Below are 21313 nucleotides of genomic sequence, written 5' to 3' on the forward strand. Positions count from 1 at the left end.
GGCTGTCGGCGCAAGTTCGCAACATTTGTTGTGCAGAGTGCTTCAGTGGCGAAATTGGCGGACCCTTGAGGGCTCATCTCAGGTAGAATGCGCGCCCAGTTTTTGGAGAAGCTCATGACCCTGCTCAAATTCAGCGATGTGTCCCTTGCTTTCGGCGCTATGCCGTTGTTGGACAAGGTGTCCTGGCAGATCGCCCGTGGTGAGCGGGTGTGCATCATCGGCCGCAACGGCACTGGCAAGTCCAGCATGATGAAGCTGGTCAAGGGCGATCAGAAGCCCGACGACGGCTCGGTCTGGCGCGCGCCAGGCCTGAAAATCGGCGAATTGCCCCAGGAACTGCCGGTGGCCGACGAGCGGACCGTGTTCGACGTGGTTGCCGAAGGCCTGGACGGTGTCGGCGCGCTGCTGGCCGAGTATCACCACCTGAGCCAGAACATCGTCACCGATGCCGACCTGGACAAGTTGATGCACGTGCAGCACGACCTCGAAGCCCGCGATGGCTGGCGCCTGCAGCAGCTGGTCGACAGCACCCTGAGCCGCCTGCAATTGCCGGCCGACAAGACCCTCGCCGAGTTGTCCGGCGGTTGGCGTCGTCGCGTCCTGCTGGCCCAGGCCCTGGTGTCCGAGCCGGACCTGCTGCTGCTCGACGAGCCGACCAACCACCTGGACATTGGCGCCATCGCCTGGCTTGAAGAAGCCCTGAAAGACTTCCAGGGGGCGGTGCTGTTCATCACCCACGACCGGTCCTTCCTGCAAAACCTGGCGACCCGTATCCTCGAGCTGGATCGCGGCGGGCTGATCGACTGGAACGGCGACTACGCCAGCTTCCTGGTGCACAAGGAAGCGGTACTGGCGGCGGAAGAGACCGCCAACGCGCTGTTCGACAAGCGTCTGGCCCAGGAAGAAGTCTGGATCCGCCAGGGCATCAAGGCCCGTCGCACCCGCAACGAAGGCCGTGTACGGGCCCTCAAGGCCTTGCGCGTGGAGCGCAGCGAACGACGCGAACGCACTGGCAAGGCCAATATCCAGCTGGAAACGGCTGACAAGTCTGGCAAGCAGGTGATGGTGCTGGAGAACGTCAGCTTCGCCCATCCAGGCGGTCCGTTCCTGGTCAAGGACTTCTCCATGGTCCTGCAACGTGGCGACCGCATCGGCCTGCTGGGCGCCAACGGCACCGGCAAGACCACCTTGCTCAAACTGATGCTCGGTGGCCTGGTACCGACCAGTGGCAAGGTGGAAGAGGGCACGAAGATCGACGTCGCCTACTTCGACCAGTTGCGCCATCAGTTGGACCTGGAGAAGACCGTGATCGACAACGTGGCCGAAGGTCGCGATTTCATCGATATCGACGGCCAGAGCCGCCACGTGCTGAGCTACCTCGGCGATTTCCTGTTCAGCCCCCAGCGTGCGCGTACGCCGGTCAAGGCGTTGTCCGGTGGTGAACGTGCCCGTCTGTTGCTGGCCAAGTTGTTCAGTAAGCCGGCGAACCTGCTGGTGCTCGACGAACCGACCAACGACCTGGACGTGGAAACCCTCGAGTTGCTGGAAGAGGTGCTGCTGACCTTCAACGGCACTGTGCTGATGGTCAGTCACGACCGGGCATTCCTCGACAACGTGGTTACCAGCACCCTGGTATTCGAAGGCGAAGGCCTGGTTCGCGAATACGTGGGTGGTTATCAGGATTGGCTGCGCCAGGGCGGCTCGCCGCGTCTTTTGGGCGTGACCGAAAGCAAGTCCGGCAAGGCCGACCTGAATTCGGCCGTGGTCAAGGCTGAGCCAGCCCCGGTTACCGCCGCAGCGGCCCCGGCTCCGGCGAAGAAAAAGCTCAGCTACAAGCTGCAGCGTGAACTGGAAGCCTTGCCGGGTGATATTGACGCGAAGGAACAGCAGATCGCAGCGGTGGAAGCCGAAATGGCCGACACCGGGTTCTACCAGCGACCTGCCGCCGAAACCGCCAAGGTGATCGCGCATCTGGAGCAATTGCAGGCCGAGCTGGACGCGCTGGTCGAGCGTTGGGCTGAACTGGACGCTTGATCCATCGTTGAGAAAAATCCCGGCGTTCAGCAATGGACGCCGGGATTTTTACTTGAAACGCTATTCCCCTGTAGGGGTGAGCCAGTGGGAGCAAAGCTTGCTCGCGATGAACGATAACGCGGTCATTCGACAGGCTGGGATGCCTTCATCGCGAGCAAGCTTTGCTCCCACAGGCTCGCTCCCACAGGGTATGGGGTTATGTGCGCTTGACCAGGTGCACCGCCAACACATCGCAAGGCGCCCCATGCAGTACGTCGTTGGCGGTCGAGCCTAGCAACAGTGCCAGGCCGTGGCGGCCATGACTGCCGACGACGATCAGGTCGCAACCCTGTTCCTTGGCCAGGTGATGGATTTCCTGGCGTGGCTGGCCGTAGGTCAGGTGGCTGAACTCCTTCTTCAGGGCCGGGTATTTCACGATCAGTCGGTCAAGGCGTTCCTTGGCCTGGTCGAATTGCTGCTGCTGCAACTGGGAAAGGTCCATCGGTACATCGCCGCCGAAGGCCATGGCCATCGGTTCGACGATGTGCACCAGTGACAGCTGGGTGTCTCGGCCTTCGCAAAGGGCGAGGGCGCGCTTGACGACCGGATCGCATTCTTCAGTGAGGTCAACGGCGACCAGGATGTGGTTGTAGTACATGGAAAGCACTCCAGAGAATTGCGATACGGTAAGTATGGCTGGTTTCAAGCGCATTGACGCGACCTGGGTCAATGGGCTCATCAGAATCGGGGAGTACGAATATGACGGTCTGGATAGTGCTGTCAATCCTGTTGGTGGTGTTAAGTCCACTGGCATGGTTGCGTCCGTCCCGTGTACAGAGCGGGCGCATGGCCTTGCGCATGGAAGCACGACGCCTGGGCCTGGCCATGCAACTGGCGCCGCAGGAGTGGCCGCACTGGCTGGGCCAGCAGCCGCCCAACCCCTGCGCCCAGTACCACCGGCCTCGGCGAGGCAGCCAACCAGCCTGTTGGAGCTACTGGCAAACTGCGCCGGGCGTCTGGGTCAATCAGTGGCGGGAAGTCTGCCTGGATGAATCTCTGCTCAATCATTTCGAAAAATTGCCGGCCAACGTCTACAAGGTCGAAGCCGACCGACAAATGATTGCCTTGTACTGGGGCGAGAAGGGCGAAGCCAGTGTGTTGCTGGCCATTGCCGATGTGCTCAAGGCATTGGCCTGAGACATAAAAAAGCCCGACAGTCTCATCGGGCGGGTTGGCCAGGCAGGCCGGTAATCAAGCTGTGCCAGGGCGTGCGTTCGTAACGCCCTTCATTCCTGAATTTTCAATCGCGCACCCGACAGCGTAGTCGGTTGGATCCGTTATGTGTGGAATTAGGGCGATTTTTCTAATTATTGATTCTATGAATAGCTGCTCATGCGGGGCCGTGTTGCGGATCCGTACGGTACGGAAATGACCGTAAAGTCGCGTTCATGCCTGTGTTTAGGGCGATTGACAATTGTCGGAAATTCCGTGAAGGTGACGTACCCAAATCAAACGGGCGTATGAATTGAGCGTTTGTATTTTCAGAATGCTCCTACAGACCCCGACTATCGCGTTGACGGGTGTGCCTGGCGGATTGGCGTAGCATCGACGGTAAACGTCAATGCCATACCTGCGGTCAGCGTTCAACGTGTACTGTTCAGCTTCCATATCGTGGAGATCAGTTGATGATTTACGAAGGTAAAGCCATCACGGTTAAGGCTCTTGAAAGTGGCATCGTCGAACTGAAATTCGACCTCAAGGGTGAGTCCGTCAACAAGTTCAACCGTCTAACCCTGAATGAACTGCGTCAGGCCGTGGACACTATCAAGGCAGATGCTTCGATCAAGGGTGTGATCGTCAGCAGCGGCAAGGACGTATTCATCGTCGGTGCCGACATCACCGAATTCGTCGACAACTTCAAGCTGCCCGATGCCGAACTGATCGCTGGCAACCTCGAAGCCAACCGTATTTTCAGCGACTTCGAAGACCTCAACGTACCGACCGTCGTGGCCATCAACGGCATCGCCCTGGGTGGCGGCCTGGAAATGTGCCTGGCGGCGGATTACCGCGTCATGTCCACCACGGCCAAGATCGGCCTGCCGGAAGTCAAACTGGGCATTTACCCGGGCTTCGGCGGAACCGTGCGCCTGCCGCGCCTGATCGGTGCCGACAACGCCATCGAGTGGATTGCCGCGGGCAAGGAAAACCGTGCTGAAGACGCGCTGAAAGTCGGCGCCGTGGATGCCGTGGTCGAACCTGGCAAGCTTCAGGAAGCAGCCCTTGAAACCGTCAAGCGCGCTATCAGCGGCGAGTTCGACTACAAGGCCAAGCGTCAGCCGAAGCTGGAGAAGCTCAAGCTCAACGCCATCGAACAAATGATGGCCTTCGAAACCGCCAAGGGTTTCGTGGCCGGTCAGGCAGGCCCGAACTACCCGGCACCAGTCGAAGCGATCAAGACCATCCAGAAAGCCGCGAGCTTCGGTCGCGACAAGGCCCTGGAAGTCGAGGCCGCAGGCTTCGTCAAACTGGCCAAGACCTCGGCTGCGCAAAGCCTGATCGGTCTGTTCCTCAATGACCAGGAACTGAAGAAAAAGGCCAAGGCCTACGACGAAATCGCCAGTGATGTGAAGCAGGCTGCCGTGCTCGGCGCCGGCATCATGGGTGGCGGTATCGCCTACCAGTCGGCGTCCAAGGGCACGCCGATCCTGATGAAGGACATCAACGAACACGGGATCGAGCAGGGCCTGGCCGAAGCCGCCAAGCTGCTGGTCGGCCGCGTCGACAAAGGTCGCATGACCGCTGCGAAGATGGCCGAAGTGCTCAATGGCATTCGTCCGACCCTGTCCTATGGCGATTTCGGCCATGTCGACCTGGTGGTCGAAGCCGTTGTCGAGAACCCGAAGGTCAAGCAAGCGGTACTGGCCGAAGTCGAAGACAAGGTCAAGGAGGACACTATCCTTGCCTCGAACACCTCGACCATTTCCATTTCGCTGCTGGCCAAGGCCCTCAAGCGTCCGGAAAACTTCGTCGGCATGCACTTCTTCAACCCGGTGCACATGATGCCGCTGGTGGAAGTGATCCGTGGCGAGAAGTCCAGCGAACATGCGATTGCCACCACCGTCGCCTACGCGAAGAAAATGGGCAAGAACCCGATCGTCGTCAACGACTGCCCGGGCTTTCTGGTCAACCGTGTGCTATTCCCGTACTTCGGCGGTTTCGCCAAGCTGGTCAGCGCCGGTGTGGACTTCGTGCGCATCGACAAGATCATGGAAAAATTCGGCTGGCCGATGGGCCCGGCGTACCTGATGGACGTGGTCGGCATCGACACCGGCCACCACGGTCGCGACGTCATGGCTGAAGGCTTCCCGGATCGCATGAAGGACGACCGCCGTTCGGCCGTCGACGTGCTCTACGAGGCCAAGCGCCTGGGCCAGAAGAACGGCAAGGGCTTCTACGCCTACGAGACCGACAAGCGCGGCAAGCAGAAGAAAGTCGCCGACTCGTCGGTACTGGAAGTGCTCAAGCCGATCGTCTACGAGCAGCGCGAAGTCACCGACGAGGACATCATCAACTGGATGATGATCCCGCTGTGCCTCGAAACCGTGCGTTGCCTGGAAGACGGCATTGTCGAAACCGCCGCCGAAGCCGACATGGGTCTGGTCTACGGTATCGGTTTCCCTCCATTCCGTGGTGGTGCGCTGCGCTACATCGATTCGATCGGTGTGGCCAAGTTCGTTGCCCTGGCTGACCAGTACGCTGATCTGGGCGCGCTGTACCACCCGACTGCGAAGCTGCGTGAAATGGCCAAGAACGGCCAGAGCTTCTTCGGTTAAGCGCCCAACGACTAGAGCGAGAGAACATTTATGAGCTTGAATCCTAGAGACGTCGTGATTGTCGACTTCGGTCGTACGCCGATGGGCCGCTCCAAGGGCGGCATGCACCGCAACACCCGCGCCGAAGACATGTCGGCGCACCTGATCAGCAAGCTGCTGGAGCGCAACGTCAAGGTCGACCCCAACGAAGTCGAAGACGTGATCTGGGGCTGTGTGAACCAGACCCTGGAGCAGGGCTGGAACATCGCCCGCATGGCCTCGCTGATGACCCAGATCCCTCACACGGCGGCCGGCCAGACTGTCAGCCGCCTGTGCGGTTCGTCCATGAGTGCGTTGCACACCGCCGCCCAGGCGATCATGACTGGCAACGGTGACGTGTTCGTCGTCGGCGGGGTCGAGCACATGGGCCACGTGAGCATGATGCATGGTGTCGACCCGAACCCACACATGTCGCTGTACGCGGCAAAAGCTTCGGGCATGATGGGCCTGACCGCGGAAATGCTTGGCAAGATGCACGGCATCACCCGCGAGCAGCAGGACGCCTTTGGCGTGCGCTCCCACCAGCTCGCCCACAAGGCGACCGTGGAAGGCAAGTTCAAGGATGAGATCATCCCGATGCAGGGCTACGACGAGAACGGTTTCCTGAAACTGTTCGACTACGACGAAACCATTCGTCCGGAAACCACCCTGGAAAGCCTGGCGGCCCTCAAGCCGGCATTCAATCCAAAGGGCGGCACCGTGACAGCCGGTACTTCGTCGCAGATCACCGACGGTGCCTCGTGCATGATCGTGATGTCGGCCCAGCGCGCCCAGGACCTGGGTATCCAGCCGATGGCGGTGATTCGTTCGATGGCCGTGGCGGGTGTGGATCCGGCGATCATGGGCTATGGTCCAGTACCGGCCACGCAGAAAGCCTTGAAGCGTGCAGGCCTGGGTATTGCCGATATCGACTTCTTCGAGCTCAACGAAGCTTTCGCCGCACAGGCCCTGCCAGTGCTGAAAGATTTGAAAGTGCTCGACAAGATGAACGAGAAGGTTAACCTGCACGGCGGCGCGATCGCCCTGGGTCACCCGTTCGGTTGCTCCGGTGCGCGTATCTCCGGCACGCTGCTCAACGTCATGAAGCAGAATGGCGGCACCTTTGGTGTGTCCACCATGTGCATTGGCCTCGGCCAGGGCATCGCCACTGTCTTCGAACGCGTCTAAGCGTTGCGTCGATGGAAGCCGGGGCCAAGTGCCCCGGTTTTTGTTTTTCCGGGTTTAGTAAAAAAGATTTTTGTTTTTATTTTGAAAAGATTTCAGTGAGGGCCAAAGCATGCCGATACAACCTGGGCTCTACCAACATTACAAAGGTCCGCAGTACCGCGTATTCAGCATTGCGCGGCATTCCGAGACCGAGGAAGAAGTGGTCTTCTATCAAGCCCTGTATGGCGATTACGGCTTTTGGGTACGTCCCTTGAGCATGTTCCAGGAGTCCGTCGAGGTTGACGGCGAACAGGTGCCACGCTTTGCTTTGGTGCAGGCCGAGGAGAGCATTTTTTCCAAGCCTTGAGGCCGGTATGCGGGCAACCCTGCGCTTGACCTCACCTTGCAGCCACTATATATAGCGGTGCCGCGTCAGGCGCCAACCGCCTTTCACTTTTTAGAATTCAGGAATTTTCTGATCCATGGGCAAATCGCTGGTCATTGTGGAATCCCCGGCTAAGGCCAAGACCATCAACAAGTATCTGGGCAACCAATACGTGGTGAAGTCGAGTATCGGCCATATCCGAGACCTGCCCACCAGCGGTTCGGCTAGCGCCAGCAAGGAGCCAGCCGCCAAGCGCGGCAAGGCTGCTGCCGGTGAAGCGCCGGCGCTGTCGCCGAAAGACAAGGCGCGCAAGCAGCTGGTCTCACGCATGGGGGTCGATCCGGAACATGGCTGGAAAGCCAAGTACGAGATCCTCCCAGGCAAGGAAAAGGTCATCGAAGAGCTGCGTCGGCTCGCCAAGGATGCTGACACCATCTATCTCGCAACGGACTTGGACCGCGAAGGGGAAGCCATTGCCTGGCACCTGCGCGAAGCCATCGGTGGGGACGACAGCCGCTACAAGCGCGTGGTGTTCAACGAAATCACCAAGAAAGCCATCCAGGAAGCCTTCTCTCAGCCGGGCGAGCTGGATATCGATCGGGTCAACGCCCAGCAGGCGCGTCGTTTCCTCGATCGCGTGGTGGGCTACATGGTCTCGCCACTGTTGTGGGCCAAGATCGCCCGCGGGCTGTCTGCCGGTCGTGTGCAGTCGGTCGCGGTGAAGCTGGTGGTGGAGCGCGAGCGGGAGATCCGCGCGTTTATCCCTGAAGAATACTGGGAAGTCCACGCCGACCTTGGCACTGCCAAGGGCGCTACCGTGCGTTTCGAGGTGGCCCGCGAGAAGGGTGAGGCCTTCAAGCCGCTCAACGAAGCCCAGGCCATGGCTGCGCTGGAGAAGCTCAAGGCTTCCAGCTACAGCATCGTCAAGCGCGAGGACAAGCCGACCAGCAGCAAACCGTCGGCGCCGTTCATCACTTCCACGCTGCAACAGGCTGCGAGCAACCGCCTGGGTTTTGGCGTGAAGAAAACCATGATGATGGCCCAGCGTCTATATGAAGCCGGCTACATCACTTATATGCGTACCGACTCGACCAACCTCTCGGCCGATGCCGTGGCGATGGCGCGCACTTATATAGAAAGCGAGTTCGGCAAGAAATACCTGCCGGACACGCCGAACGTCTACAGCAGCAAGGAAGGCGCACAAGAGGCTCACGAAGCGATTCGTCCGTCCGATGCCAATACCGAGCCAAGCAAGCTGTCGGGCATGGAGCGCGACGCCGAGCGTCTCTACGAGTTGATCTGGCGCCAATTCCTGGCCTGCCAGATGCTGCCGGCGCAATACCTGTCGACTACCGTCAGCGTCGGTGCTGGCGACTTCGAGCTGCGCGCCAAGGGCCGCATCTTGAAGTTCGACGGCTACACCCGCGTCATGCCGCAAATCACCAAGCCCGGGGATGACGACGTCCTGCCGGACATGGCCCAGGGTGACGTGATGAAGCTGATCAAGCTTGATCCGACCCAGCACTTCACCAAGCCACCGGCTCGTTATTCGGAAGCCAGCCTGGTCAAGGAAATGGAAAAACGCGGCATCGGTCGTCCTTCGACCTACGCGGCGATCATTTCCACCATCCAGGATCGCGGCTATGTAGCGCTGCACAACCGTCGTTTCTATTCGGAAAAGATGGGCGACATTGTTACCGAACGTTTGTCCGAGAGCTTCTCGAACCTGATGGACTACGGTTTCACCGCCGGCATGGAAGAGAACCTCGACGATGTGGCCCAGGGCGAGCGGGACTGGAAAAACGTCCTCGACGAGTTCTACGGCGACTTCAAGAAAAAACTCGAAGTGGCTGAAAGCGCCGATAATGGCATGCGGGCCAATCAGCCGGTCATGACCGACATTCCGTGCCTGACCTGCGGGCGTCCGATGCAAATTCGCACGGCATCGACAGGTGTCTTCCTCGGTTGCTCGGGCTACAGCCTGCCACCCAAGGAGCGCTGCAAGGCGACGGTCAACCTGGTACCGGGCGACGAAATCGCCGCGGACGACGAGGGCGAGTCGGAATCCCTGGTGCTGCGCGGCAAGCATCGCTGCCCGATCTGCAGTACGGCAATGGATGCCTACTTGCTGGATGAAAAGCGCAAGCTGCACATCTGCGGTAACAACCCGGACTGTGCCGGCTACGAGATTGAAGAGGGCACCTATCGCATCAAGGGCTACGAAGGTCCGAGTCTGGAATGCGACAAGTGTGGCAGTGAGATGCAGCTCAAGACCGGTCGTTTCGGCAAGTTCTTCGGGTGCACCAATCCGACCTGCAAGAACACCCGCAAACTGCTCAAGAGCGGTGACGCGGCGCCGCCGAAGATGGACCCGGTGAAGATGCCTGAACTCAAGTGCGAGAAGGTCAATGACACCTACATCCTGCGCGACGGCGCCTCCGGCCTGTTCCTGGCGGCCAGCCAGTTCCCGAAAAACCGTGAGACCCGTGCACCGTTGGTAATGGAGATCGTGCCGCACAAGGACGAGATCGATCCGAAGTACCATTTTCTTTGTGACGCGCCGCAGAAGGATCCGGAAGGGCGTCCAGCGGTCATTCGCTACAGCCGCAAGACCAAGGAACAGTATGTGCAGACTGAAGTCGACGGCAAGCCGACCGGTTGGAAAGCCTACTACGACGGCGGTAAGTGGACGGTTGAAGACAAGCGCTGATCGCTGGCGCTTGCCTGAGTTAGGAGGCTCCCCGTGGCGAGGCAGCTTGCTCTCGCTGGGCGACGTAGCCGTCCCTATAGCCTGAACTGAGCAAAAGGCCGCATGACAACCCGTAGGTTTTCATGCGGCCTTCTTGTTTTTGGCTTGCAGTGGCCTCGGTTGATCCACGACACTGTCCCACTTGCTTGAAGCTTTCATTTCGTTGGGGAGACGCCACCATGGCCCACGAACTCTATACCCGCACCAATCAGAAAATTTATTTCGCCGGTCTGTCGCTTGAAGCGCTCACCAGGGCCGAGGATGGGCGTGCGATGAATTCCCCGGCGTTGCTCCAGGCAGGACGCGAATCCGCGCTGTTTCACCTTTACGGTGCGCTGTTGGGGTTGTGCCATGAAATCGCCGGTTTCTATCGCCTGCCGCAAGCGAACGCGTCGCGGGCCGAGCTGTTGTTGACCCGCGAGGTGCTGGAAACCATCGCTATTCCGGAATTGGCCGAAATGGTCGAGCTGGCGCACAATCCGGAAACCTGGCTGGCGAAGCTATTGGCGGCCCATGCGGCGCTGTTCGAGCCGCCCCGAGCCCCGCGCAAGCCCAAGGGGGACGTGACCCAGCCGTTGATCGTGGCGGTCAATCTGGATGAGCAAGAACCTGAGCAGGAGTTGAGCCGGGAGGAGCTGGAGAGCTGGCGCCAGAACCTCAAGAGCCTGGCGATACGCTTTCGTGAAGGGTTGAACGAGTGCTGAGTTTCCCCACGGCCCGTTACGCTCGTTGATGACGCTTGGTCAAGATCCCGAGCGGAGCCTGGCCGATGACTATATAATCCTCGCCTTTCGTGGAGAACAGACTTTTATGCCAACGTCCTTTCTAGAAATTGTCGAACTTCCTGATGGCCGCATCGAGCTGCGCAGGGCTGAGGACGAGGGGTCTCTGGTTACCCTGAACTTCTCCGAAGATGCCAAGGTATTCCTCCAGGGGCAACACGTCGAAGTCGCCAAGGCGATGCTGAGCGTGGGCGTCCAGATGGCAGGTCGCCTGGTTGAAGGCGAATTCAACAAGGAAGAGGGGCCGCGGGTTCTTCATTGATCCCGCCTGTCGGCTTTTTTGAATAGTATGACTGGCCGGCTTCTCTGTCTTGGAGAAGCCCCGCGTTTGTTTTAACCCAATCGAATATTCAGACTTTGTGCGTCCCCAATACGGGCGGCGCTGATCAACTGTTGCCGTGCGGTCGTGGTCAGTGGATTGAGCCAACTGACCACGGTGTGGCTACGGCCCAGGCGCAATGCTTCGCAGGTCAACTGTTGGGCGCTTTGGGTGCCTCGCGGCTGCAACAGTAGAATGCGTTCGCGGTTCAGGCCGGCATCCCGCAGCCAGGCCTGGGTAACGCTGGCCGGCGGCGCGATCAGCGTCAACCAGCGAGCGTCCTGGTCCTGGCTGAGTTCCCGCAGAATCGGCGCCAACAGGTTCAGGCAGTTTCCAGCCGCACCACGTAACGACAGTTCGCTGAAAGCCTCGGGCTCGACGCTCCACGGCGACTCGATGACCTCTTTCAGGACTGGAACCAGCGGTTGAGCCATGAATGCCTCGAACAGCGGAAGTTGTGTGTGTTGTGGTGTGTGAGGGAACTGCATAAAGCCTCCTTTAGCGGCGAATGACGCCGACACTCAAGCCTTCGATGACCAGATCCTGATCTTTCAGGTTCACTTCGATGGGCGCGAACTCAGGGTTCTCGGCGATGAGCCAGACCTTGCTGCCGTCGCGCTTGAAGCGCTTGACGGTCACTTCGTCGCCAATTCGCGCCACTACGATCTGGCCATTGCGGGCTTCGCGGGTGGTGTGGACGGCCAGGAGGTCACCGTCGAAGATGCCGATGTCCTTCATGCTCATGCCGTGTACACGAAGCAGGTAATCGGCCCGAGGATGGAAGAACGAAGGATTGATGTTGCAGGATTCCTCGACATGCTGTTGGGCAAGGATCGGTGCGCCTGCCGCCACCCGGCCGATGATTGGCAAGGTGGTTTCGTCGGCCTTGGCTTCGAAGCCGGGGATGCGAATGCCACGGGATGCGCCCGGGGTCATTTCGATCGCACCCTTGCGCGCCAGCGCCTTGAGGTGTTCTTCAGCCGCGTTGGGCGACTTGAAACCCAGTTCCTGGGCGATTTCCGCACGGGTTGGCGGGTAGCCGTTGTCTTCGAGGCAGCGTTTGATGAAGGCCAGAATCTCTGCTTGGCGTGGCGTCAGCTTTAGCATATTGATCGCTCTGTCTTTTTATACAGTGACTGGGATTATATACAGTGGACGCCGCTTGGCAATCCTCCTTTTTTCACAGGCCGCTGGACGGTCGGTCGGACTGTTGAACGCGTCATGGCTACCACCCGTGAAAAGGTGTGGTTAAATACGTGACCGGGCGTTCGCAAAACGCCCCGGCAGGCTTGACAACCCATGGGCTGAAACGTATGTTTCAAACAAGTGTTTGTCAGGCGGAGTAACCATGGCCCAGTCGGAAACCGTTGAACGCATTCTCGATGCTGCCGAGCAGTTGTTCGCGGAAAAAGGTTTCGCTGAAACCTCGTTGCGTCTGATCACCAGCAAGGCCGGGGTGAACCTGGCAGCGGTGAACTATCACTTCGGTTCGAAAAAAGCCCTTATCCAGGCGGTTTTCTCGCGTTTCCTCGGGCCTTTCTGCCTCAGCCTCGATCGCGAGCTGGAGCGGCGCCAGGCCAAGCCTGACGTCAAGCCGACCCTGGAAGAACTGCTGGAAATGCTGGTCGAGCAAGCGCTTGCCGTGCAGCCACGCAGTGGTAACGATCTTTCCATTTTCATGCGTTTGCTAGGCTTGGCGTTCAGCCAGAGCCAGGGCCACTTGCGGCGTTATCTGGAAGACATGTACGGCAAGGTGTTCCGCCGCTACATGCTGCTGGTCAATGAGGCCGCGCCGCGCATTCCGCCGATCGAGTTGTTCTGGCGGGTGCACTTCATGCTCGGTGCTGCGGCATTCAGCATGTCCGGTATCAAGGCATTGCGGGCCATCGCTGAAACCGATTTTGGCGTGAACACGTCGATCGAGCAGGTGATGCGCCTGATGGTGCCGTTCCTGGCGGCCGGCATGCGTGCCGAAAGCGGTGTCACCGATGAGGCCATGGCTGCCGCACAATTACGCCCTCGTAGCAAATCGGCCCCGGCCCCGGTATTGGCCAAGGCTTGACGGGTGGGCGCGGCTGCCTACATCCGCTAAGCTAGCCGCCCATGCCGACTCTCGTTTCGAACCTGCTTTGTATTTTATTCCACAATCGTTGCCTGCCGGCCCTGCAGCCCGGCGGCACGGTCGTGCCTGTGGGGTTCATCGTTATTAAGGAAATACTATGACTGCTGGCCTGCAAGGCTCGTTGATGGTGGATGTCGCCGGTACCTGGCTGACGGCCGAAGATCGCCACCTGTTGCGCCAGCCCGAAGTGGGTGGCCTGATTATTTTCGCGCGCAACATCGAACATCCACGGCAGGTGCGCGAATTGAGCGCCTCGATCCGTGCCATCCGTCCCGACCTTTTGCTGGCGGTCGATCAGGAGGGTGGTCGCGTGCAGCGCCTGCGCCAGGGGTTTGTGCGGTTACCGGCGATGCGGGCGATAGCCGACAACCCGAATGCCGAATACCTGGCCGAGCAGTGTGGCTGGATCATGGCCACCGAAGTGCTGGCGGTCGGTCTCGACTTGAGTTTTGCCCCGGTGCTGGACCTCGATTACCAGCGCAGCGCCGTCGTCGGCAGTCGTTCCTTTGAAGGCGACCCCGAGCGCGCGGCGTTGCTGGCCGGGGCCTTCATCCGTGGCATGAGCGCCGCGGGGATGGCGGCCACCGGCAAGCACTTCCCGGGGCATGGCTGGGCCGAGGCCGATTCCCACGTGGCTATTCCCAACGATGAGCGCAGTCTCGAGCAGATTCGCGCCAACGACCTGGTGCCGTTCGCCAAGCTGAGCAAGCAGCTTGCGGCGGTCATGCCTGCCCATGTCATTTATCCTCAGGTTGACACCAATCCAGCCGGATTTTCCCGTCGCTGGTTGCAGGACATCCTGCGCGGGGAGTTGCAATTCGAGGGTGTGATCTTCAGTGATGACCTGTCGATGGCTGGAGCTCATGTGGTCGGCGATGCTGCCAGTCGTATCGAGGCAGCGTTGACGGCGGGTTGCGACATGGGCCTTGTGTGCAATGACCGCGCTGCCGCGGAGCTGGCCTTGAGCGCCGCCCAACGCCTGAAGGTCAAGCCTTCGGCGCGGATCGCCCGCATGCGCGGCCAGGCCTACGCTTCCACGGAATATCGCCAAGACCCGCGCTGGCTGGCGGCACTGGGCGCGTTGAGAGCTGCCCAACTGATCGACTAGCGCTGAGCAATGGGGGAGCGCTGTGAATCAGCGCTTTTCCAGTTTGTCCGGCAGCGGCGCGAACAACGCTTCGATATCGTCGCTCTGCAATTTCCAATCCCCGGCCACGCGTCCGTCCAGCACGCCGGCCGCGAGGTCGGATTTTTCCTTTTGCAGCAGCTGGATTTTCTCTTCCACCGTGCCTCGGGCAATCAGCTTGTAGACGAACACTGGTTTTTCCTGGCCGATACGGTAGGCACGGTCGGTCGCCTGGTTTTCGGTGGCGGGGTTCCACCACGGGTCGTAGTGAATCACCGTGTCGGCCTCGGTCAGGTTCAGGCCTACACCCCCGGCCTTCAGGCTGATCAGAAAGATCTGACGCTTGCCGCTCTGGAATTCCTTGACTGGCGTGCGTCGGTCCCGGGTCTGACCCGTCAGGATCGCGTAATCGACCCCGCGCTTTTTCAGCTCATCTTCGATCAGCGCCAACATGGACGTGAACTGAGAAAACAGCAGCACCCGACGGCCTTCTTCAAACAACTCTTCGAGCATTTCCATCAGGCTGTCGAGCTTGCCCGAGGTGCTGCCTCGGGCAGGCAGGGCGGCGTCGTTGATCAGGCGTAGATCGCAACACACCTGGCGCAGCTTGAGCAGCGCTTCAAGAATGATGATCTGGCTGCGGGCCACGCCTTTGCGGGTGATCTCGTCACGGACTTTCTTGTCCATCGCCAGGCGCATGGTTTCGTAGACGTCCCGCTGGGCATCGCTGAGTTCGACCCAATGGATGATCTCGGTCTTGGGTGGCAGTTCCGTCGCCACTTGTTCCTTGGTCCGGCGCAACAGGAAAGGTTTTATCCGACCGTTGAGGTGCTGGAGTCTGACGTCGCTGCCACGTTTTTCGATAGGCACGCGGTAATCGCGGTTGAAGCTCTTGACGTCCCCAAGCCACCCCGGCAGCAGGAAGTGGAACAGCGACCACAATTCGCCCAGGTGATTCTCCAGTGGTGTACCGGAGAGGCACAACCGCTGGCGGGCGTTGAGCTCGCGGGCGGCCTGGGCGGCTTTGCTGGTAGGATTCTTGATGTACTGGGCTTCGTCGAGAATCAGCACATGCAACGGCTGCGCCGCGAGGCGCTCGACATCCTTGGGCAACAGCGCATAGGTGGTCAGGACCAGGTCGTAGTCGGCCAGCCGGTCGAAGTGTTTCTTGCGTCCGGCGCCGTAAAGCGCCAATACCTTGAGTTGCGGCGTGAAGTGGGACGCTTCGTCGAGCCAGTTGGGAATCAGGCTGGTGGGCATGACCACCATGCACGGTCGGTCGAGGCGTCCGGCGTTCTTTTCGCTGAGAATGTGCGCCAGGGTCTGTAGGGTTTTGCCCAGACCCATGTCGTCCGCGAGAATGCCGCCGACTTCCAGCTGACGCAGCGATTGCATCCAGCTCAAGCCTTCGAGCTGATAAGGCCGCAGTGTCGCGTTCAGGCCTTCTGGCGCGGTGGCGGTGTAATCCTTGATATCCCGCAGGCGTTGGGCCAGGCCGCGAATGTGTTCGCCACCTTCCCAGGTCAGCGGCATGTCCTGCAGTGGGTTCAGGCGCAAGGCGTCCGCACTGTTGAGGCGCAGTTTGGTGGTGCCGGGTTCTTGCAGGTAAAACTCGCCCAGGGTCGCCAGCACCGGTTTCAGCCGGCCGTAGGGCAGCGCCACTTGCTGTGGGCCGAACTCCGAGTTCGGGCGGTTGGGCAGGTTGACCAGGATAAGTTCGTCGTCACGGCGCCGGGCCAGGCGTTCCGGGTTGAACAGTTCGATGTGCGAACGCATCAGGTTCAGCAGGATCGGCAACAGGCTCAGGCGCTCACCGTTGACGATGATCCCCAGTTCCAGGTCGAACCAGTCCCGCTCCGGCGTTTCCTCGACAGTGGCGTACCACTCGTCCACCGCCGTCAGGTCGAAGCCGAAGTCCTCGTCGATCTGCAATTCCCAGCCCTGGCTACGGAGTTTCGGCAGGTCGTTGAGGGTGAAGGTCAACCAGGCGCTGTCGTTGACCATCTCGTACAGTTCCCCGGCGCTTTCCGGCAAGGCCTTGCTTTGTCGGGTCGCGACCTTGAAACCGAGGATTCGCAGCTGTTCGCGGTAGGACTGCTCCACATCGGTGTGGCGTTTTATCCGCAGTGTCTGAGTTTCCTGGCGAATCAGTACGTCGGTGTTGCGCTGGCCGCTGACGTATTCGTCCAGATAACTGAAGGACAGGGCTGCGCGGTGTTGGATGTAGCGTTGCATCTTGCCGTTGCGTGGCTCGAAGGCGCTGAACTCGACACTGGCGAGCCACAGACGCGGTACCGGCTGCACGTTATCCACCAGCACTTGCGGCGGGGCCTTGGGGCTGCGGTTGTCCAGCACCGCCTGGAGTTTCTCCAGCAACTGCGCGTCTTTTTCGGCGGCCGGGTAGGCCAGAGTTTCCTGGACTTGCAGCAACACTGCCGCGCAATGCTTGCAGTTGATACGCACCGGGCAGGAGCAAGCGGCTTCGAGCAGAATCAGCGCGCCCTTGGCTGACTCTTTAAGGCGAATGGTCTGACGGTAGACGTTGCCGCCAGAGCCTTCGCAACTGGCGGTGATGGTGCTGTCGCCGGCCTCGACGATCCTGACGCGGTTTTCCAGCGCATAACGGCGCCCGCGCTCCAGGCTTTGTTCCTTGAATCGATTGACCCAGGAAGGTGCCAGGGGTTTGCTCAGGGGCGAGGGCATAGGCGCGCCAATCAGTCCGGAATGACTTCAGGTGCCTGCCGTGGCGCGGGCGCGGTCAGCGAGGTGATCTTGATCAACAGGCCGAGATGACCGTTGTCGAGGAAGTTCAGTTGGCCATTCTTGGTATGGCTTTGCTGTTTGAGGCGCTCGCTGGCGGTGACCAGGCCATTGGTGTTGATCTGGTTGACCCAGAAATCGGCATCCACGTCGGTGAAACGACCCAGTTTCAGCTCCAGGGTGCCCTCGATAGGGAATTGCCCGAACTGCTCGGCTCCGTCGCTGATGGCGACTTTGCGGCCCTGTTCACCGAGGGTCTGTTGCCAGGCCTTGTGCATCAATACCGTGTATTGGCCGCTGGCGTTGAGTTTCTCGACGATGTTGCCCAGGGCCGGTGTACGCTGGCTATCGGCACCCAGGCGTTGCGCGCCGGCGTCCCAGTCTTCCGGTGCGGCGCGACTGATGATCGCCGGCTCGGCATTCTGGCGCACCAGAATCATTTCAACCTGATACAGGTCGTCGGCAAACGCCAGGGGGGCGACCAGGGTCAACAGCAAGGTCAGTGAGCGAAACAGGCGCATGTGGCGTCCTTCAAGCAGTGGTCGGAGTGAGGCGCTCGAACAGCGCTTCTACGGTATTGAAACGCTCTTCCGGGCGTTCCATGGGCACCATGAACTTGAACATCGTGGCGCCTTCGAACTTGTAGCGTTTGGGTTGGCCCTGGATCAGCTTGATCAGCACCAGTGGGTCGACCGGCGTCTGGGCCTCGAACTCGATCCGGCCACCGTTGGGGCCGCCATCGACTTTCTTGATGCCCAGCTGTTCGGCCTTGAGCTTGAGCAGCGTGGTGCGCACCAGGTTCTTGGTCGGTTCCGGCAACAGGCCGAAGCGGTCGATCATCTCCACTTGCAGGTCCTTGAGGCCTTCCTCGTCGCTGGCCGAGGCGATGCGTTTGTAGAGAATCAGCCGCGCGTGGACATCCGGCAGGTAGTCTTCCGGGATCAGTGCCGGCACCCGCAGGTTGATTTCCGGCCCGCCGCCCAGGGGTTGGTCGAGGTTCGGCTGTTCGCCCTTGCGGATCGACTTGACCGCCCGTTCGAGCATTTCCATGTACAGGGTGAAACCGACGGCCTGGATCTGGCCGCTCTGGCCGTCGCCGAGCAATTCGCCGGCGCCACGGATTTCCAGGTCGTTGGTGGCCAGCACGAAACCGGCGCCGAGGTCCTGGGTATTGGCGATGGCTTCCAGGCGCTTTTCCGCATCCGGGGTGATCTGCTGGCGTGGCGGGGTCAACAGGTAGGCATAGGCTTGGTGGTGGCTACGCCCGACCCGGCCGCGCAGCTGGTGCAACTGGGCCAGGCCGAATTTGTCGGCGCGCTCGATGATGATGGTGTTGGCGCTCGGCACGTCGATGCCGGTCTCGATGATGGTCGAGGCGATCAGCACATTGAAGCGCTTGTGGTAGAAGTCGCTCATCACCTGCTCGAGTTCGCGTTCGCGCATCTGCCCGTGGCCGATGCCGATACGGGCTTCCGGCACCAGTTCGGCCAGGTCGGCGGCGCATTTCTCGATGGTCTTCACGTCGTTGTGCAGGTAATAGACCTGGCCGCCACGCAGCAGCTCACGCAGCAAGGCTTCCTTGACCGTGCTTTTGTTCTGCTCCATCACGAACGTGCGCACTGACAGGCGCCGGGCCGGCGGCGTGGCGATGATCGACAGGTCGCGCATGCCCGACACGGCCATGTTCAATGTGCGTGGGATCGGCGTGGCCGTCAGGGTCAGGATGTCGACTTCGCTGCGCAGGGCCTTGAGCTGCTCTTTCTGGCGCACACCAAAGCGGTGCTCCTCGTCGATGATCACCAGCCCCAGGTTTTTGATCTTCACGTCGTCCTGCAGCAGCTTGTGCGTGCCGATGACGATGTCGATCTTGCCTTCGGCCAGGTCGGCCACGGCGGCATTCACTTCCTTGGTGGATTTGAAACGGCTCATGACTTCCACGGTCACCGGCCAGTCGGCGAAGCGGTCGCGGAAACTGTTGTAGTGCTGCTGGGCGAGCAGGGTGGTCGGCACCAGGATCGCCACCTGCTTGCCACCGTGCACGGCGATGAACGCGGCGCGCATCGCCACTTCGGTCTTGCCGAAGCCGACGTCGCCACACACCAGCCGGTCCATGGGCTTGGGCGCGAGCATGTCGGCGCGCACCGCTTCGATGGTGGTCTGCTGGTCGACGGTTTCTTCGAACGGGAAACCGGCGCTGAAGGTTTCGTAGTCGGCTTTCGGATCGGCGAAGGCATAGCCCTCACGAGCTGCGCGCCGGGCGTAGATGTCCAGCAGTTCGGCGGCCACGTCGCGCACCTGTTCGGCCGCCTTGCGCTTGGCTTTCTGCCAGGTTTCCGAGCCCAGGCGATGCAGTGGGGCCAGGGCGTCGTCGCTGCCAGTGTAGCGGGCGATCAGGTGCAGGTTCGCCACCGGCACATAGAGCTTGGCGCCCTCGGCGTATTCCAGTGTGAGGAATTCAGCGGCCTGATTGTCGATCTCCAGGGTCGCCAGGCCCAGGTAGCGGCCCACGCCGTGGTCGATGTGCACCACGGGCGCACCTTCGCGAAGTTCGGTGAGGTTCTTGATGACGGCGTCGTTGGCGGCGTCGGCGCGTTTCTCGCGACGGCGACGTTGCATGACGCGCTGGCCGAACAACGGGCTTTCGGCGACCAGCGCGAGGGCGGGGTCATCGAGTACCAGTCCTTCGTCCAGCGGGGCGATGGTAATCGCCAGGCGATCCTTGCCGGCGACGAAGTCCGGCCAGTTGTCCACCGTCTTCGGTCGCAGCTTCAGGCGTTCAAGCAGCTCCAACAGCACTTCGCGACGACCCGCGGTTTCGGCGGTGAACAATACGCGACCGGGGAATGTGTCGAGAAAGCCAGCCAGCGCTGCCAGTGGCTGCGTGGCCTTGGCTTCGATGGCCAGGTCCGGCAACGCTTTGGCCGGGAAGCGTTCACGACCGACACCGGTCTCCACGTCCTGCTGGCTCGCCACCACCCGCGGCCAGCTCTTGAGGCGGGCAAAACAGTCCTCCACCGGCAGGAACAGCTCGGCTGGCGGCAATAAAGGCCGGGAAGGATCGACGCGACGCTCTTCGTAGCGGTTGCGCACGTCGTTCCAGAAGTTTTCCGCTGCTTGCTCGATGCCCGGCAGGGAGAACACCTGGGTGTCCTGGGGCAGGTAATCGAACAGGGTGGAGGTTTCTTCGAAAAACAGTGGCAAGTAGTACTCGATGCCGGCGGGAGTAATCCCGCTGCTCAGGTCCTGGAAAATCGGGCAGCGGCGGAAATCCACATCGAAGCGCTCGCGAAAGCGTGCCTTGAAGCGGGTCACGGCTTCCTTCTGTAGCGGGAATTCCTTGGCCGGCAACAGGCGGATCGACTGCACTTTGTCGATGGAGCGCTGGTTTTCCGGATCGAAGGTGCGCAGGGTCTCGATTTCGTCATCGAACAGGTCGATGCGATAAGGCAGCTTGCTGCCCATCGGGAACAGATCGATCAAGGCGCCGCGTACCGCGAACTCGCCGTGCTCGTACACCGTGTCGACGCAGCGGTAGCCACTGGCCTCGAGGCGGGTGCGCATTTGCTCGACATCGAGCTTCTGGCCGATGTCCAGCACCAGGCTGCTACCGAGCAGGAACTGGGTCGGTGCCAGGCGATGTAGGGCCGTGGTGATCGGCACTACCAAAACGCCATGACTGAGCTCCGGCAGCCGATAAAGGCTGGCGATTCGCTGGGAAATGATGTCCTGGTGTGGCGAAAACAGATCGTAGGGCAGGGTTTCCCAGTCCGGGAAATGCAAGACCGGCAAATCCGGAGCGAAGAAACTCAGCTCCTGTTCCAGCCGCTCGGCGCTTTGGCTGTCGGCGGTCAGCAGCAGGGTGAAACGCTTTGCAGCGCTGGCAGCCTCGGCGATGGCCAGGCTCAGGGCGGCACCGGGCAGGTTGCCCCAGTGCTGTTTACCTGCCGCGGCAGGGAGAAGCGGAAGACGCAGAACGGGCACGGAAGGTTGAGCTCCAGCGTTGCGACAAAGTCGGCAATTGTAGCGGGGGAAGGGGGCT

The 21313-nt window shown here is 60.6% G+C and carries 16 protein-coding genes; 10 read left to right on the forward strand and 6 right to left on the reverse strand.

The annotated features are described in order from the left end of the window. Positions 1–114 precede the first annotated feature (114 nt). Positions 115–2034 (forward strand): ATP-binding cassette domain-containing protein, encoded by a 1920-nt coding sequence (locus PBDP_RS09455; RefSeq protein WP_109751574.1) that lies wholly within the window; start codon positions 115–117, stop codon positions 2032–2034. A gap of 196 nt (positions 2035–2230) precedes the next feature. Here the strand turns inward: PBDP_RS09455 and PBDP_RS09460 are convergent, their stop codons facing one another. Beyond that, positions 2231–2671, reverse strand: coding sequence for a universal stress protein (locus tag PBDP_RS09460; protein WP_109751575.1), 441 nt, complete (start codon positions 2669–2671; stop codon positions 2231–2233). A 101-nt stretch (positions 2672–2772) separates the two neighbouring features. On the opposite strand from PBDP_RS09460, the gene PBDP_RS09465 reads away from it, so the two are divergent. The 7 genes from PBDP_RS09465 (at position 2773) to PBDP_RS09495 (ending at position 11209) form a co-directional block, all read left to right on the forward strand. After that, entirely contained in the window at positions 2773–3210 is a 438-nt protein-coding gene (locus PBDP_RS09465) for a hypothetical protein (RefSeq protein ID WP_109751576.1), read from the forward strand. A gap of 488 nt (positions 3211–3698) precedes the next feature. Then, positions 3699–5846 (forward strand): fatty acid oxidation complex subunit alpha FadB, encoded by a 2148-nt coding sequence (fadB, locus tag PBDP_RS09470; protein WP_176688308.1) that lies wholly within the window; start codon positions 3699–3701, stop codon positions 5844–5846. 30 nt (positions 5847–5876) lie between these two features. After that, positions 5877–7052 (forward strand): acetyl-CoA C-acyltransferase FadA, encoded by a 1176-nt coding sequence (fadA, locus tag PBDP_RS09475; protein WP_024618393.1) that lies wholly within the window; start codon positions 5877–5879, stop codon positions 7050–7052. Positions 7053–7161: 109 nt separating this feature from the next. Continuing rightward, complete coding sequence (locus PBDP_RS09480; RefSeq protein ID WP_025212748.1) at positions 7162–7398, forward strand: DUF1653 domain-containing protein; 237 nt, start codon at positions 7162–7164, stop codon at positions 7396–7398. 115 nt (positions 7399–7513) lie between these two features. Beyond that, positions 7514–10126 (forward strand): type I DNA topoisomerase, encoded by a 2613-nt coding sequence (gene topA, locus PBDP_RS09485; RefSeq protein WP_109751578.1) that lies wholly within the window; start codon positions 7514–7516, stop codon positions 10124–10126. 218 nt (positions 10127–10344) lie between these two features. Next, positions 10345–10869, forward strand: coding sequence for a DUF6586 family protein (locus PBDP_RS09490; protein WP_109751579.1), 525 nt, complete (start codon positions 10345–10347; stop codon positions 10867–10869). A 106-nt stretch (positions 10870–10975) separates the two neighbouring features. After that, complete coding sequence (locus PBDP_RS09495) at positions 10976–11209, forward strand: hypothetical protein (RefSeq protein WP_003183419.1); 234 nt, start codon at positions 10976–10978, stop codon at positions 11207–11209. A gap of 71 nt (positions 11210–11280) precedes the next feature. On the opposite strand, the gene sulA is transcribed toward PBDP_RS09495, so the two are convergent. Next, a complete protein-coding gene (gene sulA, locus PBDP_RS09500) occupies positions 11281–11754 on the reverse strand; it encodes an SOS-induced cell division inhibitor SulA (protein WP_163854643.1) in 474 nt (157 codons plus the stop codon). 10 nt (positions 11755–11764) lie between these two features. Continuing rightward, a complete protein-coding gene (gene lexA, locus PBDP_RS09505) occupies positions 11765–12373 on the reverse strand; it encodes a transcriptional repressor LexA (protein WP_003199651.1) in 609 nt (202 codons plus the stop codon). A 241-nt stretch (positions 12374–12614) separates the two neighbouring features. Between lexA and PBDP_RS09510 the strand changes: the two genes are divergently transcribed. After that, positions 12615–13328, forward strand: coding sequence for a TetR/AcrR family transcriptional regulator (locus tag PBDP_RS09510; RefSeq protein ID WP_109751581.1), 714 nt, complete (start codon positions 12615–12617; stop codon positions 13326–13328). Positions 13329–13497: 169 nt separating this feature from the next. Beyond that, complete coding sequence (nagZ, locus tag PBDP_RS09515; RefSeq protein ID WP_178082457.1) at positions 13498–14496, forward strand: beta-N-acetylhexosaminidase; 999 nt, start codon at positions 13498–13500, stop codon at positions 14494–14496. Positions 14497–14523: 27 nt separating this feature from the next. Here nagZ and PBDP_RS09520 read toward each other — a convergent pair whose 3' ends face one another. From PBDP_RS09520 to mfd, 3 genes are read right to left on the reverse strand one after another with little or no spacing between them, the layout of a single operon-like run. Then, a complete protein-coding gene (locus PBDP_RS09520) occupies positions 14524–17217 on the reverse strand; it encodes a DEAD/DEAH box helicase (protein WP_212802139.1) in 2694 nt (897 codons plus the stop codon). An 11-nt stretch (positions 17218–17228) separates the two neighbouring features. Beyond that, positions 17229–17795, reverse strand: coding sequence for a CsiV family protein (locus PBDP_RS09525; protein WP_109751584.1), 567 nt, complete (start codon positions 17793–17795; stop codon positions 17229–17231). Positions 17796–17805: 10 nt separating this feature from the next. After that, entirely contained in the window at positions 17806–21255 is a 3450-nt protein-coding gene (gene mfd / locus PBDP_RS09530) for a transcription-repair coupling factor (RefSeq protein ID WP_109751585.1), read from the reverse strand. Positions 21256–21313 lie beyond the last annotated feature (58 nt).

The organism is Pseudomonas sp. St290, from assembly GCF_018325805.1.
Lineage (GTDB): Bacteria > Pseudomonadota > Gammaproteobacteria > Pseudomonadales > Pseudomonadaceae > Aquipseudomonas > Aquipseudomonas bijieensis.